This is a genomic window from Micromonospora sp. NPDC053740 (genome assembly GCF_040677775.1).
Classification (GTDB): domain Bacteria; phylum Actinomycetota; class Actinomycetes; order Mycobacteriales; family Micromonosporaceae; genus Micromonospora; species Micromonospora alfalfae.
This window is the reverse complement of sequence record NZ_JBFASO010000004.1, coordinates 377,593-392,367: the sequence shown is the minus strand read 5'-3', so window position 1 is coordinate 392,367 and position 14,775 is coordinate 377,593. Positions and strand designations below refer to the sequence as shown.

17 protein-coding genes are annotated in these 14,775 nt (G+C 71.7%); 11 read left to right on the top strand and 6 right to left on the bottom strand.

The features are described 5' to 3' along the window. The first annotated feature begins 11 nt into the window (after positions 1-11). On the top strand, positions 12-920 hold the full coding sequence (locus tag AB0K35_RS14675; RefSeq protein ID WP_238670738.1) for an SDR family NAD(P)-dependent oxidoreductase: 909 nt from the start codon (positions 12-14) through the stop codon (positions 918-920). Between the two features lie 7 nt (positions 921-927). Here AB0K35_RS14675 and AB0K35_RS14670 read toward each other — a convergent pair whose 3' ends face one another. After that, positions 928-2,109, bottom strand: a complete 1,182-nt coding sequence (locus tag AB0K35_RS14670) for a low temperature requirement protein A (protein WP_238670737.1) — start codon at positions 2,107-2,109, stop codon at positions 928-930. A 26-nt stretch (positions 2,110-2,135) separates the two neighbouring features. After that, positions 2,136-2,555 carry a hypothetical protein gene (locus AB0K35_RS14665; protein WP_238670736.1) on the bottom strand — a complete coding sequence of 140 codons (420 nt, stop codon included), beginning with the start codon at positions 2,553-2,555 and terminating at the stop codon, positions 2,136-2,138. A gap of 184 nt (positions 2,556-2,739) precedes the next feature. Here AB0K35_RS14665 and AB0K35_RS14660 point away from each other — a divergent pair, with 184 nt between their 5' ends. Next, positions 2,740-3,828, top strand: coding sequence for an S-(hydroxymethyl)mycothiol dehydrogenase (locus AB0K35_RS14660; RefSeq protein WP_196922733.1), 1,089 nt, complete (start codon positions 2,740-2,742; stop codon positions 3,826-3,828). After that, positions 3,825-4,454 (top strand): MBL fold metallo-hydrolase, encoded by a 630-nt coding sequence (locus AB0K35_RS14655; protein WP_363885617.1) that lies wholly within the window; start codon positions 3,825-3,827, stop codon positions 4,452-4,454. Before AB0K35_RS14660 ends, AB0K35_RS14655 begins: the two co-directional genes overlap by 4 nt. A gap of 37 nt (positions 4,455-4,491) precedes the next feature. Here the strand turns inward: AB0K35_RS14655 and tsaA are convergent, their stop codons facing one another. Further along, the gene (gene tsaA, locus AB0K35_RS14650; protein ID WP_238670734.1) at positions 4,492-4,920 is read right to left on the bottom strand and encodes a tRNA (N6-threonylcarbamoyladenosine(37)-N6)-methyltransferase TrmO; all 429 of its coding nucleotides are present in this window, start codon (positions 4,918-4,920) and stop codon (positions 4,492-4,494) included. A gap of 58 nt (positions 4,921-4,978) precedes the next feature. Here tsaA and AB0K35_RS14645 point away from each other — a divergent pair, with 58 nt between their 5' ends. Beyond that, entirely contained in the window at positions 4,979-5,449 is a 471-nt protein-coding gene (locus AB0K35_RS14645; protein WP_238670733.1) for a VOC family protein, read from the top strand. Between the two features lie 567 nt (positions 5,450-6,016). Beyond that, positions 6,017-6,730 carry a hypothetical protein gene (locus tag AB0K35_RS14640; protein WP_238670732.1) on the top strand — a complete coding sequence of 238 codons (714 nt, stop codon included), beginning with the start codon at positions 6,017-6,019 and terminating at the stop codon, positions 6,728-6,730. A 67-nt stretch (positions 6,731-6,797) separates the two neighbouring features. Here the strand turns inward: AB0K35_RS14640 and AB0K35_RS14635 are convergent, their stop codons facing one another. Further along, entirely contained in the window at positions 6,798-8,168 is a 1,371-nt protein-coding gene (locus AB0K35_RS14635; RefSeq protein WP_363885614.1) for a hypothetical protein, read from the bottom strand. A gap of 189 nt (positions 8,169-8,357) precedes the next feature. Between AB0K35_RS14635 and AB0K35_RS14630 the strand changes: the two genes are divergently transcribed. From AB0K35_RS14630 to AB0K35_RS14605, 6 genes are all read left to right on the top strand, one after another. Next, positions 8,358-8,672, top strand: coding sequence for a MazG-like family protein (locus tag AB0K35_RS14630; protein ID WP_363885612.1), 315 nt, complete (start codon positions 8,358-8,360; stop codon positions 8,670-8,672). A gap of 662 nt (positions 8,673-9,334) precedes the next feature. Beyond that, positions 9,335-9,919 carry a hypothetical protein gene (locus AB0K35_RS14625; RefSeq protein WP_238670729.1) on the top strand — a complete coding sequence of 195 codons (585 nt, stop codon included), beginning with the start codon at positions 9,335-9,337 and terminating at the stop codon, positions 9,917-9,919. An 877-nt stretch (positions 9,920-10,796) separates the two neighbouring features. Further along, positions 10,797-10,946, top strand: a complete 150-nt coding sequence (locus AB0K35_RS14620) for a hypothetical protein (protein WP_363885611.1) — start codon at positions 10,797-10,799, stop codon at positions 10,944-10,946. A 35-nt stretch (positions 10,947-10,981) separates the two neighbouring features. Beyond that, complete coding sequence (locus AB0K35_RS14615) at positions 10,982-11,596, top strand: hypothetical protein (protein ID WP_363885610.1); 615 nt, start codon at positions 10,982-10,984, stop codon at positions 11,594-11,596. A gap of 135 nt (positions 11,597-11,731) precedes the next feature. Further along, entirely contained in the window at positions 11,732-12,706 is a 975-nt protein-coding gene (locus AB0K35_RS14610) for a pirin family protein (protein WP_238666793.1), read from the top strand. 47 nt (positions 12,707-12,753) lie between these two features. Next, entirely contained in the window at positions 12,754-13,422 is a 669-nt protein-coding gene (locus AB0K35_RS14605; RefSeq protein WP_238666792.1) for a hypothetical protein, read from the top strand. A 267-nt stretch (positions 13,423-13,689) separates the two neighbouring features. On the opposite strand, the gene AB0K35_RS14600 is transcribed toward AB0K35_RS14605, so the two are convergent. Both AB0K35_RS14600 and AB0K35_RS14595 read right to left on the bottom strand, forming a co-directional pair. After that, complete coding sequence (locus AB0K35_RS14600; RefSeq protein ID WP_112640475.1) at positions 13,690-14,358, bottom strand: DUF1345 domain-containing protein; 669 nt, start codon at positions 14,356-14,358, stop codon at positions 13,690-13,692. A gap of 42 nt (positions 14,359-14,400) precedes the next feature. Further along, positions 14,401-14,673 carry a DUF2795 domain-containing protein gene (locus AB0K35_RS14595; RefSeq protein WP_030332551.1) on the bottom strand — a complete coding sequence of 91 codons (273 nt, stop codon included), beginning with the start codon at positions 14,671-14,673 and terminating at the stop codon, positions 14,401-14,403. Positions 14,674-14,775 lie beyond the last annotated feature (102 nt).

Here is a 14,775-nt window from a genome sequence, read left to right as displayed (position 1 = left end):
GGAGCAGGATCGTGCAGAGGTTCGACTTCGCCGGCGCGACAGCGGTGGTCACCGGGGCGGCCAGTGGCATCGGCGCCGCGCTGGCCCACGCCTTGGCCCGCCGAGGCACCGATCTGGTCCTGCTGGACCGCGACGCCGAGCGGCTGGACGCGGTCACCACCGCGATCCGCGCCGACCACCCGGATCGTCAGCTCGCCACGTACCTGGTGGACCTCGCCGACCAGACCGCCACCGCCCAGGTGGCCGCGGAGATCGGCCAGCGGCACCCCCGGGTACGCCTGCTGATCAACAACGCCGGCGTGGGCCTCGGCGGCCGGTTCGACCAGGTGACGTTCGACGAGTTCAGCTGGGTGATCGACGTCAACTTCCGGGCAGTGGCGCAGCTGACCCACGCGCTGCTGCCCACCCTCCGGGCCGAGCCGGGCGCGCACCTGGTCAACATCTCCAGCCTGTTCGGGCTGATCGCGCCGGCCGGGCAGACCGCGTACGCGGCGAGCAAGTTCGCCGTGCGCGGCTTCACCGAGGCGCTGCGCCACGAGCTGGTCGACGACGGGATCGGGGTGACCTCGGTGCATCCCGGCGGCATCCGCACCCGGATCACCGAGAACGCCCGGATCGGCAGCGGCGTCTCCCACGACGAGTACGCGGCCGGTCGGGCGCAGTTCGAGAAGCTGCTGACCATCGCGCCGGAGCGGGCCGCCGAGGTGATCCTGCGTGGCGTCGAGCGACGTCGGGGCCGGGTGTTGATCGGCTGGTCGGCGAAGTTGCCCGATCTGCTGGCCCGGGCCTTGCCGGCCTCCTACAACCGGCTCCTGGTCACCGGCCTGAACCGGGGCGTGGTCCGCCCGGCGACCGCCCCCGCCGTCCCCGCGCAACGCCCCGCCGACACCCTCGCCGACCCGGCCCGCGAGGTGGCGTGACAGCGGTTCAGGCCGGGCCGGCCGCCGTTGCGCTCGGGCCGACGTCGCGGTGGCGCAACAGGATGGTCAACGCCACGAGGGCGACCAGCAGCGCCGCCATCGCGTACACCGGGGCCGGGCCGAGTGGCGCGAGCAGTGCCACCAGCGCGACGACCGGGAAGGCGACGACCACCACTCCGTGCTGGTGCCGGCGTACGTGCAGCACCCAGACGGTGAGCAGGAAGACGGCGATCGGGACGGCCACCGCGTACCCGGCGGTCCGGCCCGAGATGTGCGCGAGGTGCCGTTCGTGGTCCACCGACACGTTCAGGCCCGCGCCGACCGCGGCGACCGCCGCGAAGATCAGGTAGTGGCCATACCCCCAGACCAGGGAGTACGGCAGCCGGGCGGGCGCCTCGATCGGCCGGTCGAAGTAGAGCCACCACAGGGCGAAGACGATCACGGTGGCCGCCGCCGCCAGCGACCAGAGACGACGGTCGCCGGCGTCCACGCCGGTCTGGATGGCCACCGACGTGGCCAGCACCACGTCACCGAGCACGATCAGGGTGAACAGCCCGTACCGTTCGGTGATGTGTCGCGGATGCCAGGGGGTCATCCCCGGGCGCTCGGCCACCGCCGGCACCAGCAGGTCGGCCACGATCAGCAGCAGCAACGCCGCGGTCTCCCACCCCGGCGGCAGGGCCAGCCGGAGCAGCCAGCCGAGCTGGACGACGGTGACGCCGATCGCGTACCGCTGGGCCGCCGGGCGGTGCGCCGGGTCCCCGGCGGCGGCCCGGCACCACTGCACCACGAGCGCGATCCGCATCACCACGTAGCCGTACGTGATGACGCTGAAATCGCCGTCGGTGAACGCGCGGGGCACGCCGGCGGCGATGATCAACGCACCGGCGATCTGCACCAGCGTCGCGATCCGGTAGAGGTCGTCGTCGGTGTCGTAGGCCGAGGCGAACCAGGTGAAGTTCATCCACGACCACCAGATCGCGAAGAAGACCAACAGGTACCTGGTCAGCGCGTGGCCGAGCTGATCCTCGGAGACGGCGTGGTGCAGGTTGGCGGCGGCCTGGGACACCGCCACCACGAAACACAGGTCGAAGAAGAGTTCCAGCGGCGTGGCCGCGCGGTGCGGCTCGTCGCGACGACGTGGCCGCATCGGCCGGTAGAACGGCCGCACGGACCGAGGCTGGGTCACCGAAGCTCCTCAGGCCACCCGCCGGGTCAGCCGCGCCGACGGCCGTGGGTCAGCCCCTCCAGCACCAGGGTCAGCCCCGCACCGACCAGCCAGACGTCCTTGGCGAGCCCCGAGCCCTGCTGGGTCGGACGGATGCTGCCGGGTTCGCGCATCCCCGGCGTCTTCAGGTACAGCTGCACCAGGCCCGCGCCGAACGCGGTCAGGCCGAGCCCGACCAGGGGCGCCGGGACGAACGGCGCGATCAGCGCGGCCCCCAGGGCGATCTCCGAGTACGACAGCAGCTTGGCGAAGCGCGCCGGTTCCAGCTGACCGAGCTGGGGCATGGCGGCGACCGCCATCCCGTGCAGGCCCTCCGCCGCGGTCCCCTCCAGGGTGCGCTTGCCCAGACCCGAGTTGAGGAAGTACGCGCCGATACTGACCCGCAGTGGCAGGTGCGCGGATTTCATTGTCACTCCCGTCGGCCGTTGTCGAATGCCGCCCGCGTACCCCGGACCGCCCGCGATAACCCGCCGGGCCGACTGGGCTGGCCGTGGTGGTCGCGGTAGGTTCGCCGGGGGCCCACCGCCGAGCCCGTGGCACATCCGCCCACCCGGCGCCCGGCCCTGCCGCAGACCACCAGCAGGAGGCGAAGTGAGCCAGGAAGTCCGGGGAGTCATCTCCCGCAGCAAGGGCGCACCGGTCGAGGTCACCACCATCGTGGTGCCCGATCCCGGGCCCGGTGAGGCGATCGTCCGGATTCAGTCGTGCGGTGTATGCCACACCGATCTGCACTATCGCGAGGGTGGCATCAACGACGACTACCCGTTCCTGCTCGGTCACGAGGCGGCGGGCATCGTGGAGCAGGTCGGCGAGGGCGTCACCGACGTCGCCCCGGGCGATTTCGTGGTGCTCAACTGGCGGGCGGTCTGCGGGGTCTGCCGGGCCTGCCGCCGGGGTCGGCCCTGGTACTGCTTCAACACCCACAACGCCACGCAGCGGATGACCCTCACCGACGGCACCGAACTCGCTCCGGCGCTGGGCATCGGGGCGTTCGCCGAGAAGACCCTTGTGCACGCCGGGCAGTGCACCAAGGTCGACCCGGCGGCCCGACCCGCCGCCGTGGGTCTGCTGGGCTGCGGGGTGATGGCCGGGCTGGGTGCGGCGATGAACACCGGAAACGTCACGCGGGGCGACTCGGTCGCGGTGATCGGCTGCGGCGGCGTCGGGGACGCGGCGGTCGCCGGTGCGCTCCTCGCCGGCGCCACCACGATCGTCGCTGTGGACACCGACAGCCGCAAGCTCGACTGGGCCCGCAAGTTCGGCGCCACCCACACGGTGAACGCGTCCGAGACCGACCCGGTCGAGGCGATCCGCGCCGCCACCGGCGGCTTCGGCGCCGACGTGGTGATCGACGCGGTGGGCCGACCGGAGACGTGGAAGCAGGCGTTCTACGCTCGCGACCTGGCCGGCACCGTGGTGCTGGTCGGCGTGCCGACCCCGCAGATGCAGGTCGAGCTGCCGCTGCTGGACGTCTTCGGTCGTGGCGGCGCTCTCAAGTCCAGTTGGTACGGCGACTGCCTGCCCAGCCGGGACTTCCCGATGCTCACCGAGCTGTACCTGCAGGGCCGGCTCGACCTGGACGCGTTCGTCACCGAGGAGATCGCGCTCGACCAGGTCGAGAACGCCTTCGACCGGATGCACAACGGCGACGTGCTCCGCTCGGTGGTGGTGTTCCCGTGACCGCCCGCGTCGACCACGCGGTCACCTCGGGCACGTTCTCCCTGGACGGGCAGACCTTCGACGTGGACAACAACGTCTGGGTGATCGGTGACGACAGTGAGTGCGTCGTCCTGGACGCGCCGCACGACGTGGCGGCGATCCTCGCGCTGGTGGGTGACCGTCGGGTCCGGGCGATCCTGGCCACCCACGCCCACGACGATCACGTCCGGGTGGCGCCCGAGCTGGCCGAGGCCACCGGCGCGCCGGTGCTGCTGCACGCCGCCGACCGGGTCCTCTGGGACATGGTCCACCCGCACCTGCCGCCGCACGGTGAGCTGCACGACGGGCAGAGCATCGAGGTGGGCGGCACCACGCTGCGGGTGCTGCACACCCCCGGGCACAGCCCCGGGGCGTGCAGTTTCCACGCGCCGGAGCTGGGCGCGGTGTTCACCGGCGACACGCTCTTCGCCGGTGGCCCGGGCGCGACCGGCCGCTCGTACAGCGACTTCGACACCATCGTCCGGTCGATCCGCACCCGCCTGCTGAGCCTTCCCGCGGAGACGGTCGTGCACACGGGGCACGGCGACGACACGACGATCGGCGCGGAGGCGCCGCACCTGCAGGAGTGGCTGGACCGCGGCCGCTGAGCCCGGCACACCGCACCGCTGTCGCGCGGTCGACGGCTCAGCGTTCGTCAGCCGCGCCCAGCACCGGTTTGACGTCCAGGATCGGGGTGCCGTCGAGGGCCTCCAGGTCGGCGACCTCGACGCGCAGCCCATCCACCGCCAGGATCCGCACCCGGTGCAGCCCGATCGGGTTGGGCCGGTGCGGTGAGCGGGTGCTGAACACCCCGGTCTCCGGACGGTTCTCGTCGCCGCGTGGGTGCACAGCGAGCACGTCGCGCCGGGCACGGTCCAACCAGGTGAGTACCAGCATTTCCGTGCCGACCCGCAGGTCACGCACGGCCCGCTCGACCTGCGGGTCGAAGACCAGCCACGCCGTCGGCGCGCCCTCGTCGCCCTGCCGTGGCGCGCTCGCCACGTCGGTCAGCGGCGACGCGACCCGGCCGACCAGGTGCAGCAGGTACGTGTCATCGCTCGCCGCCTCGACCACAGTCGCTCCCCTCTGGACGGTCCCAACATAACCCTGCCGCGGCGCTAGGATCTTGAACATGGCCGCCGACTCGCCCGCCCCCGTTGTCCGCCAGCTGCGGCTCGTGGTGGAGGCCGCCGACCACGACGCTGCCGTCGCGTTCTTCCGCGATGCGCTCGGCCTGCCCGAGGAGGCGGCGTTCAGCGGCGACGGCGACGCCCGGGTGGTGATCCTGGACGCCGGCCGCGCCACCCTGGAGATCGCCAACCCGGCGCAGAAGCGCATGATCGACGAGGTAGAGGTGGGTCGGCAGGTCGCGCCCAGAATCCGGGTGGCCTTCGAGGTGGACGACGCCGAGGCGACCACCGCCCGGTTGGTCGCCGCCGGGGCCAGCGAGGTCGCCCCGCCCACCCGCACACCGTGGCAGTCGCTCAACTCCCGCCTGGACGCCCCCGCCGGCCTGCACATCACCGTCTTCCAGGAACTTCTCGGCCCCGACGAGGGTGTCGGGACGCGGGCCGCGAAGTCCGGACGCGACGGCGACGACTGAGTCGGGCAGCCTCCGGGCGGTCCTCTCACCCCGGGGGCAGACAGCCGCAGCGGCGGACGCCCACGGGCGATTGCTGGCCGTGGCCGCGCGTCGCACCGCCTCCGCCACGATCATCCGGAAACGGCCACTGACGGTAGCGACAAAACGCTCGGTCCCTACCCCCACCCACCCTGCGCGTTCCCTTTGCTCTGCTTACCTATACGCACCATGTCCCCTGAGCTGCGGATGGGCGCTTTCGGCCAGCCACGGAGGTCCCTCCCCATTGTCACGGACTGTCACTGGCGCGTATAGGTAAGCAGAGCAAAGGCTGTTGTTCGGAGACTGCCCCCCCGACTCCGAAAGCACCCTCCGTCACAGCCCTCGCCGTTCGGTGCGCCAAGAGCCGTCGTGTCCGGGGTCGTCCCGTGACCGAGGCCGCACCGGCGCGGGCCTCGGACGTTTCCGGAATGCCCGACACCTGAACCCGGTTGTGTCCCCCGTACCGCCGGAGCCCAAACGCTTTTCCGCGGTCATCTCCCGAGGAGTGTTCATCCCGGAGCGCTCCGCACGATCGAAAGGGCAACCATCGTGAAGGTCGACTTCACTCGATGGCTCCCCGCCATCGCTAAGGACTCGTACCGCAAGACCGCGCTGAGCGTGGCGGGTGTGGCCGCCCTCGGCGGTCTGGCCCTCGCGCCGACCGCAGCCGCCGCCCCGGTCACCTCCGGACCGCACCAGGGCGCCGTCGCCGCCATCGACCTCGCCACCGGCAAGGCCGCCACCTCGGTACGCCAGGATGAGCAGCCCGTCGAGTCGGGCCTGACCACCGGTTCCGCCACCGGCAAGCCGCCGGCCGGCAAGCCGAGCCGAGCCCAGCTGATCCCGCACGGCATCGAGGGCGCGCAGTCGCGTGTACCGCTCGACGACGCGCAGTTGGCCAACGCCCGCGCCATCGTCGACGCCGCCAAGAAGACCGGCGTCGGTGACCGGGGCGCGGTGATCGGCATCGCCACCTCGCTGCAGGAGTCGAAGCTGTACAACCTCGGCCACCTCGGCGCGTACAACGACCACGACTCGCAGGGCCTGTTCCAGCAGCGTCCGTCGTCCGGTTGGGGCACGCCCGACCAGATCACCGACCCGGAGTACGCCGCCACGGCGTTCTTCACCGCGCTCAAGAACGTCGGCGGCTGGCAGGACCTGCCGCTGACCGCCGCCGCGCAGACCGTGCAGGTCTCCGCCTTCCCGTACGCGTACGCGCAGTGGGAGGAGCAGGCTGCGGACATCGTCCAGCAGATGTGGTGACACCCGCACACGAGGCCGGCCGGCTCCCTATCGACGGGAGCCGGCCGGTTCTTCGTGTTCGCGTACCTCAGCAGGCCGGGTAGAGGCGGCGGGTGCCGACCCCGGCCGCGTACGCGTCCCGGTCGCTGAACCGGCAGCCGTAGTCGGGTCGGGCCACCACCGCCGGGTCGGTCACGGTGTCGCCGGCCGGGCGCTTGCCGGTGCGTACCCAGGACACCAGGTCGTCCCAGGCGGCACCGGCCTCCGCCGGGCTGAACTCGCAGTGCTGCGTGGCCCGGATCGCCCGCTGAACCAGCAGCCTGCTGCGACCGTTGCGCGCCACGTCACTGGCGTACGCCTGCTCCATGCTGAACGGCACGAACAGGTCGCCGAGACCGTGCAGGCTGAGCACCGGCGCGGTCGGGCGGCCGGCGATGCGCGGCACCTCGGTCAGCGTCGGCAGGAGCCGCTGCCGCAGGTTCTCCGGGGCGACCCGCTGCACTGTCGCGTTGACGTTCACCGGGCTGTTCGGTGTGTAGCGGGTGAGCAGGTTGGTGGACAACTGGCCGGGCCGCTGGGCGGGGGAGTTGCCGCTCCCGGTGGGCACGCTGATCGAGAAGAGGAAGTCCTTCCACACCGCGAACGCCGCGTCGGCGCCCGGACGTGGCCCGCCGGAACGGTTCACGGTGATCGCCCGCAGCTGTTTGCCCCGGTCCGTGGTGGTGTCCGGGCCGGTGGGGGTCAGCCCGGCCAGGCCGAGCGCCACCTGGATGCGGGGCACCGCGTTCGTCAGATAGTCAGCCGGCGTGGGATACGCCGGCACCCCGGCGAGTGCCTGCGCGACCAGGTTGTAGTCCAGGTAGAAGTCGAGCAGCGTCTGATCGCCGAGCACACCACACATCGGCAACGCGCCGTCGTAGAAGCCGGGGTACTGCTCCAGCGAACGACCGATGACGTACCCACCCATCGACACCCCGGCGACGTAGGTGTGCTGCGGTCGGCGGACCGTCCGCCCGAAGTGGTCGGCGAGATCCTTCGTCCCCAGCACCCCGGAGCGGATGTCGAAGCCGTTGCGGTCGTACGAGGACGACGCCCACGCGTACCCCTGCTCCAGCAGGCGCTGGCGCAGCCCGAAGGCCGGCGGTTCCGGCGAGAGCACAGTGCCCTGGCCGCGGTAACCGTGCGCCCACAACACCAGGTCGCCGTTCCACCGGGCGGGGACCTCGATCATGTACCCGGCGTGGCGGTGCACGCCCTGGCGTACCGTCGTCGGCTTGCCGCCCACGACCAGCGGCGCCAACGGCGGATTCTCGATGGTGTAGCCGGGCAGCGGCTCGCCGCCCCTCGGGTCGCGACCGGTGGCGCCGGCTGGCGCGGCACCGGCCAGCCCGACCGCGAGGGTCAGCGTCGCAGCCGCGGCGAGCAGGCGGCGGAGGGTACGGACGGGTGTGGACAGCATCGGTGCTCCCCATCGGACGGTTGTCGCCCGGGGGCGACCAGCGGGACGTTTGCCTACCGGCCGGTAGCGTCCTGAACCTAGAACCGCCGTCGACCAGTGTCAATGGGTTCGCTGATCCGCCGGTCAACACGGCGGTCCGGCCCTACCCGGTCGTTCGGGCCGGTGGGCCGATCGGGTTGACTGGTCGTCGTGGACGAGACGATCTGGGAGGCGGCCCGAGCGTCACGCGGCTGGCTGGACGCGGCGAACGGCACCGGGCAGACGGAACTGACCTGCCGCATCCTCAAGCTCACCGAGGAAGCGGGGGAGGCTTCGGCCGCCTGGATCGGTCTGCTCGGGCAGAATCCACGCAAGGGTGTCACCCACACCCGCGAGGACGTCGCGGCGGAGTTGGCCGACGTCGCCTTCACCGCGTTGGTGGCCATCGAAAGCCTCGGGCTGGACGCGCAGACGGTTCTGGACGCCTGCGCCGCAAAGGTGCGCTCCCGCCTGACGGGCCAGTAACCGCTCCTGGCGTCCGGTCAACGCCGTCCCCCTCCCGGCTGTCGCCTGCCGGGCCTGTCTGAGAACTTCGCCGGCAACGGGTGTCATACGCCGGCCGCTTCATTCGTGATCGACTCGGGTTTCCTGACGTCGGGCTGTCCCAGCGTCTCGGATGCCCCGACTTCCGTGAATCCGAGTGGATCACGCCGCTGAGGCATGATCCGACGCCCCGCCACCCGGTGCCGCCTGGGCGGTTTGTCGTCTGCTGGGTGTTGTGGGATGTGGTCGGGCGCACTCGTGGGCCGGAATCGTGGCGGGGCCGGGGTCGTTACATACCCTGACGATCGCAGTACCACCGACCCGCCGCCCGCCCCTGAGGGCTGGTCACGCAGGCTGGAATGCCAGCCTCCACCCGGTCGTTACAGTCCCCACGAACGACCACCTTGCACCGCCTCGATGAGGGTGCCGACGGGTGGGCCAACCCGGAATGACCCCGGCCCCCCGGTCGTTACACAGGGTCCCGGCGCCACGAGCCCCCCGCTCGCAGGTCGCCGACCCGACGCCCAGATGGACGTCACCCCCCAGAGACTTTTCCCCTTGTTTGTGCAGCGCCGGACGAGGTGCTCACACCCTGCCGCCGCCCCCCGGCGGTTGGGTGTCCTACCCCCGAAGGAGCTACCCCCATGAACACGATCATGCGTAAGAGCGTGCTGTCCGTTGCTGGTCTCGCCTTCGCCGGTGGTGTCTTCGCCGGCCCGATCGCCCACGTGGCCAACCCGGTCGACGCCAAGCCCGTCGCCGTTGCGGTGCAGGCCGACAAGCCCGACACCAGCAAGCTCATCCCGCACGGCACCCAGGGCGACCAGTCCCGGATCGCCCTGAACGACGAGCAGACCGCGAACGTCAAGGCGATCATCGCCGCCACGAAGAAGGCGGGCCTGCCGGAGCGGGCCGCGGTGATCTCGATCGCGACGAGCCTGCAGGAGTCGAAGCTGGAGAACCTGGGCCACCTCGGCGACATGAACGACCACGACTCGCTGGGCCTGTTCCAGCAGCGCCCGTCCAGTGGTTGGGGCACGCCGGAGCAGATCACCGACCCGGAGTACTCGACGACGGCGTTCCTCAAGGGCTTGAAGCAGGTCGACGGGTGGCAGGACATGCCCCTGACCGACGCCGCGCAGACCGTGCAGGTGTCGGCGTACCCGGACGCCTACGCCCAGTGGGAGCAGCAGGCCGCCGACCTGGTTGGCCAGTACTGGAACAGCTGACCCGCACAACAGCACCTCCGCACGACACCGACCGCTGGCCGGCACCCGCAACCCCGGGTGCCGGCCAGCGGCCTTTCTGCTCTGGCCGGTCGCCGTTCACCAGTCGCGGAATCGTTGACTGATCACTGGCTGCTAGCCGCTCATCGCCCGCCAGCCATCGGCTGCTGGCCGCCGCCGGTTGGGGTGCCGTTGATTGGGGTGCCGCCGGTTGCTGGCCGCCGCCGGTTGGGGTGCCGTTGATTGGGGTGCCGCCGGTTGCTGGCCGCCGCTGGCTGGGCCGCCGCCGGCTGGGGCTCCGCCGGTTGCGGGGCCGCCGGCTGCTGGCCGCCGCTTGCTGGGGCGCTGCTTGCTGGGGCGCCGCCGGCTGCTGGCGGTTGGCTGCGGGGCCGTTGGTTGTTGGTCGTCGGGCTGGGGATGCGGCCCTGCACGGGTCTTGGGGGAGGTAAACGGCGTCGTCTGGTTGCGATTGTCCGTAGATCTTGGACAGTTTCCGTTCCGAGCGAACGGAAACTGTCCAAGATCTACGTTGGCGACGTAGCGGAGTGACGTGATCGGCGCCGAGTGATCCGATCGGCTGGTCTATACGTACCCCTGAGCGGGGACCGGCGGAGGGACACAGGCATGGCCGCAGTGGGGTACGGCGTGGATCGCGAACCGGAGTCTGAGCCAGCACAGTCCGGTGAGCCAGTACAGTCCGGTGAGCCAGCACAGTCCGGTGAGACGGAACCGTCCGGGGAGCCGGCACCGCGACGGTTGTCCACCGGTGCTCGTCTGTTGGTGGCTGCTGCCGCGGTCGTGCTGCTCCTGGGCGCGGCGGCGGTGACCGTGATCGTTGCCGATCCCGACCACCTCGGCATGACCTACTCCAGCCAGCCCGATGGCACTCGCCCCGATGGCACTCGCCCCGATGGCACTCGCCCCGACGGCACTCGCCCGGGGGACGGGGGCCGTCCGGGGGGCGTCGCTGACCCGGACGGAGCTGAGGGTCGCCGCGGTGGTGCGGGTGCTGCTGCCGAGCACCTGTTGACAGCGCCGTTGGCGGGTCGGCAGAAGGGAACCTTCGTGCTCGCGGATGGGCTGTCCTCGTTCGAGCTGCGGGTGGCCGAGTTGGGCCATGACCTGTACCGGATCAGTACCCCGGCCGGCTCGGGTGTGGCGGGCCGACCGGCGGTGCGGGGGGAGACTGTGCGGCTCGACCTCGTGGAGTCCGGGACGCGCGGGCCACGGGCCGTGCGGGTGTTGCTCAACGAGCGGGTCGCCTGGCGTCTCCACCTCGTTGGCGGGGTGAGCAGTCAGGTGTTGGATCTGACCCGGGCCCGGCTGCTGGGCGTGGAACTCGCCGGGGGTTCCAGCCGTACCGAGATTCTTCTGCCACCGATCACCGCCGCTGGCCCCGGCAACCCCACCGGCCCGCGCGCAGACCAGCCCGCCGGCACCCTGACCGTACGACTCACCGGTGGGACCAGCCAGCTCGACGTCCGGGTCCGGGGGGAGACTGCGGTACGGGTTCGGGCGGGAGTCGGTGCCGGCTCAGTGGTGGTACGCGGCGACCGTTGGGATGGGGTGGCCGCGGGCTCGGTGTTGGGTACGCCGGATTGGGACCGGTCGGCGGAACGCCTGTACCTGGACCTGGTCGCCGGTGCCAACAGTGTTCTGGTTTCCTCCAGCAACCGGTGAACCCACGCCGGGTCAGCGCACGCCGGGTCAGCGCACGCCGGACCAGCCCACCCTGACAACCACTGGCCGGTGAACCCCGCCCGCCCTGGCCAGAAGCGTCGTGGTCGTGAGTGGGCGTGCGCGTACAGTCGGGCGGTGGAGCGTACTGAATCAATGCTGGCGCAGACCCGACCGCCCGGCGTGGCCGACGTCGATCCCGGCAGTGTGTTGTTGCCCGGCCACGACGTGCCGTTGGGTCGGTACACCACTGTGCGGCGGCTGCTTCCGCAGCGCGCCCGCCGGATGGTCGGCGCGTGGTGTTTCGTGGATCATTTTGGCCCGGACGATGTGGCGCAGCGGCCCGGTATGGAGGTGCCGCCGCACCCGCACACCGGGCTGCAGACGGTGACGTGGCTGCTGGACGGGGAGATTCTGCACCGGGACAGCCTCGGCAACGTGCAGCCGATCGTGCCCGGCCAGCTGAACGTGATGACCTCCGGGAACGGTATCGCCCACTCGGAGCGCTCACCGGCGACCCATCCGCCGGTGATGCACGGTGTGCAGCTCTGGGTGGCGCTGCCGGATCCGGCGCGGGCCGGAGCGGCCGACTTCGCCCACCACGCGGACCTGCCGCGCTGGCGGGACGGCGACCTGGACGTCACGGTGCTGGTGGGCGAGTTTGCCGGGGAGCGGTCACCGGCGGTGGTGCACACCCCGCTGGTGGGGGTGCAGTTGGAGTTGGGCGGCGAGGCGCCGGCGACGATGGTGTTGCGACCCGATTTCGAGTACGCCGTGCTGGCGATGTCCGGGTCCGCGGAGGCGGCCGGGGTGGGGTTCGAGCCGGGGGCGCTGCTGTATCTGGGCTCGGGCCGCCGGGAGTTGACAGTGCGTGGCGGGGCCGGGGCTCGGTTGCTGCTGCTGGGCGGTGCGCCGTTCGAGGAGCCGTTGGTGATGTGGTGGAACTTCGTCGGCCGGTCACACGAGGAGATCGCCGCGGCCCGGGAGGACTGGATGGCCGGCGACGGGCGCTTCGGTGTGGTCGCCGACGATTCGGCGCCGCCGCTGCCGGCGCCGGCCCTGCCCACGACCCGCCTCAAGGCCCGCGACCGCACCGGCGGCCTGCACGACTGACGACACCGGCCGGTGTGTGGCAGTTGGCGGCGCGGGTAGTCGCCGGCATGGCGACCAGTTTGATCACCCCGGTGGAGGACCGTAAACGTCTGGCGCGCCGGCTCGCCGGGAGCGGGCGGGGCTTCGCCGAGCAGTACGGGTTCCGGGTGACCAACAACCCGGCGAGCCTGTTCCAGGTGCTGTACCTGTCGGTGTTGCTGGCCCGTCGTGGTGACTTCCGGCGGGCGTTGGACGGGGCGCGGGCGGTGCGCGACGAGGGGTGGGACAGCGCGGCCCGGCTGGCGCGTTCGCTGCACGAGGACCGGGTCCGGGTGCTGCGCGCCAGCGGCCAGCGCGGTGACGTGGACGCGTTGGCTGCGGTGCTGGGTGACCTGGCTCGGACGGTGGTCGAGCGGTACCGGGGCGATCTGCGCCGGCTGCGGGCGGTGGCGCACCACGACCCGGTCCGGGAGCGGGCGCTGCTGGCCGAGCTTCCGGGCGTGGATGATCAGGTCGTCGTCCTGTTTCTCCGTGAGGCGCAGGCGTTGTGGCGGGAGGTGGCCCCGGTCGCCGATCGGCGGGCGCTGGCCGCCGCCCGGCGGCTCGGGCTGGGCAGGTCGGCGGACGACCTCGCCGGCCTTGCTACTGGCGAGTCCGAGCAGTTGGCCTGGCTGGTGGGGGCGTTGGCCCGGGTCGACCTGGAGCATCGGTACGCGGAGGTGACCGGTCGGCCGTGACGTGCCCTGGCCCACACTTCCCCAAATTCTGACCAAACGGAGGATGTTCTGCCGTATGGTTGGACCCGGCAGTGCTGGCCGCTCGGTTCGAGCGGACCTCCACCGCCTGGTGACCGCGACCGGTTCGGATGCGGTTCACCGCCTGGGCAGGCTTGCGTGGCGCCCTAGGTCGCGGTTCGTGACCAGGGGCGCCCGCCTGTCCCGGCCCTTCGATCGGCCCCGCCCCGTGTCACGCCCCGGGGGTCCGCGCGGCCGGCTGAGTCCCTCTCACCGCGCCAGACCCGCCAGCAGGTTCACGGTCACGGCGATGATGAACGCGCCGAACAGGTACGACACCATCGAGTGGCGCAGCACCGTGCGACGCATCTCGTTGCTGGTCAGGTTGGTGTCGGAGATCTGGAACGTCGTCCCGATGGTGAACGCGACGTACGCGAAGTCGGAGTAGCGCGGCGGTTCGGGCTGGTTGAAGTTCACCCCGCCGTCCGGGCCGGTGTAGTAGATCCGGGCGTACCGGGCGGCGAACACGGTGTGCACCACGAACCAGGAGAGCACCACGCTGAGCACGCCCACGCCGCTGTGCGCCTCCCGGGCCACCCCGGGAGGCGCGCTCTGCGCGCTGGCCACTACCAACCCGACAGCCAGCAGGCTGGCCAGGCAGGCGACGAGCAGCAGGGCGTCCCGGATCGCCCGGTTCGGGTCCTCGTGGACGGCCAGCTGGGCGGTCCGCTCGGCGTCCATCGGCCAGATCTTGTGCCAGACCAGCACGAGCCAGCTCAGTGCGCCCACGTCCCAGCCGGCCAGCGCCGCGAGCGGCAGGGGCAGCAGCAGCGCGAAGACGCAGCCGGCGATGACGCCGACCACCGCCACAACGGCGAGCTGCTTCGCAGCAGCCGGGAAACGCACGTCCGCTGGCCGGTCGGGGCCGGTCTGGGTCATTCGGGACGCTCCCAGGTCGGGGTGATGGGCGCCACCGCCGGGTCAGATGCCCCGCAGGTGCTGCGAGACCCGGTTGTGCTTCTTGTCCCGGGCCTGCTCGGCCCGCTGGGCGGGGCCGACCTCGGGCGCCGCCTCGATCCCGGCCGACCGGGCCACCTCGGTCCCGTTGGCGTAGTCGACCGGCGGCAGGGCGCGCAGCGCCTTCAACACGTCCGGCGGGGCACCCTCCCGTTCGGCCTCGCGGACCACGTCGTCCTTCTCGGCCGGGTAGTCCAGGCTCGACAGGTACTGCAGGACGTCGGCGTAGCTCGCCATGGCGTGGGCTCCCTCGGGCATCGATGTGGTGACGACCGGCGGCGGTTACCCGCCCGCCGGCCGGTCACGCCCGCCCGGCGGAGGAAACCGGCGCCGTTTCTC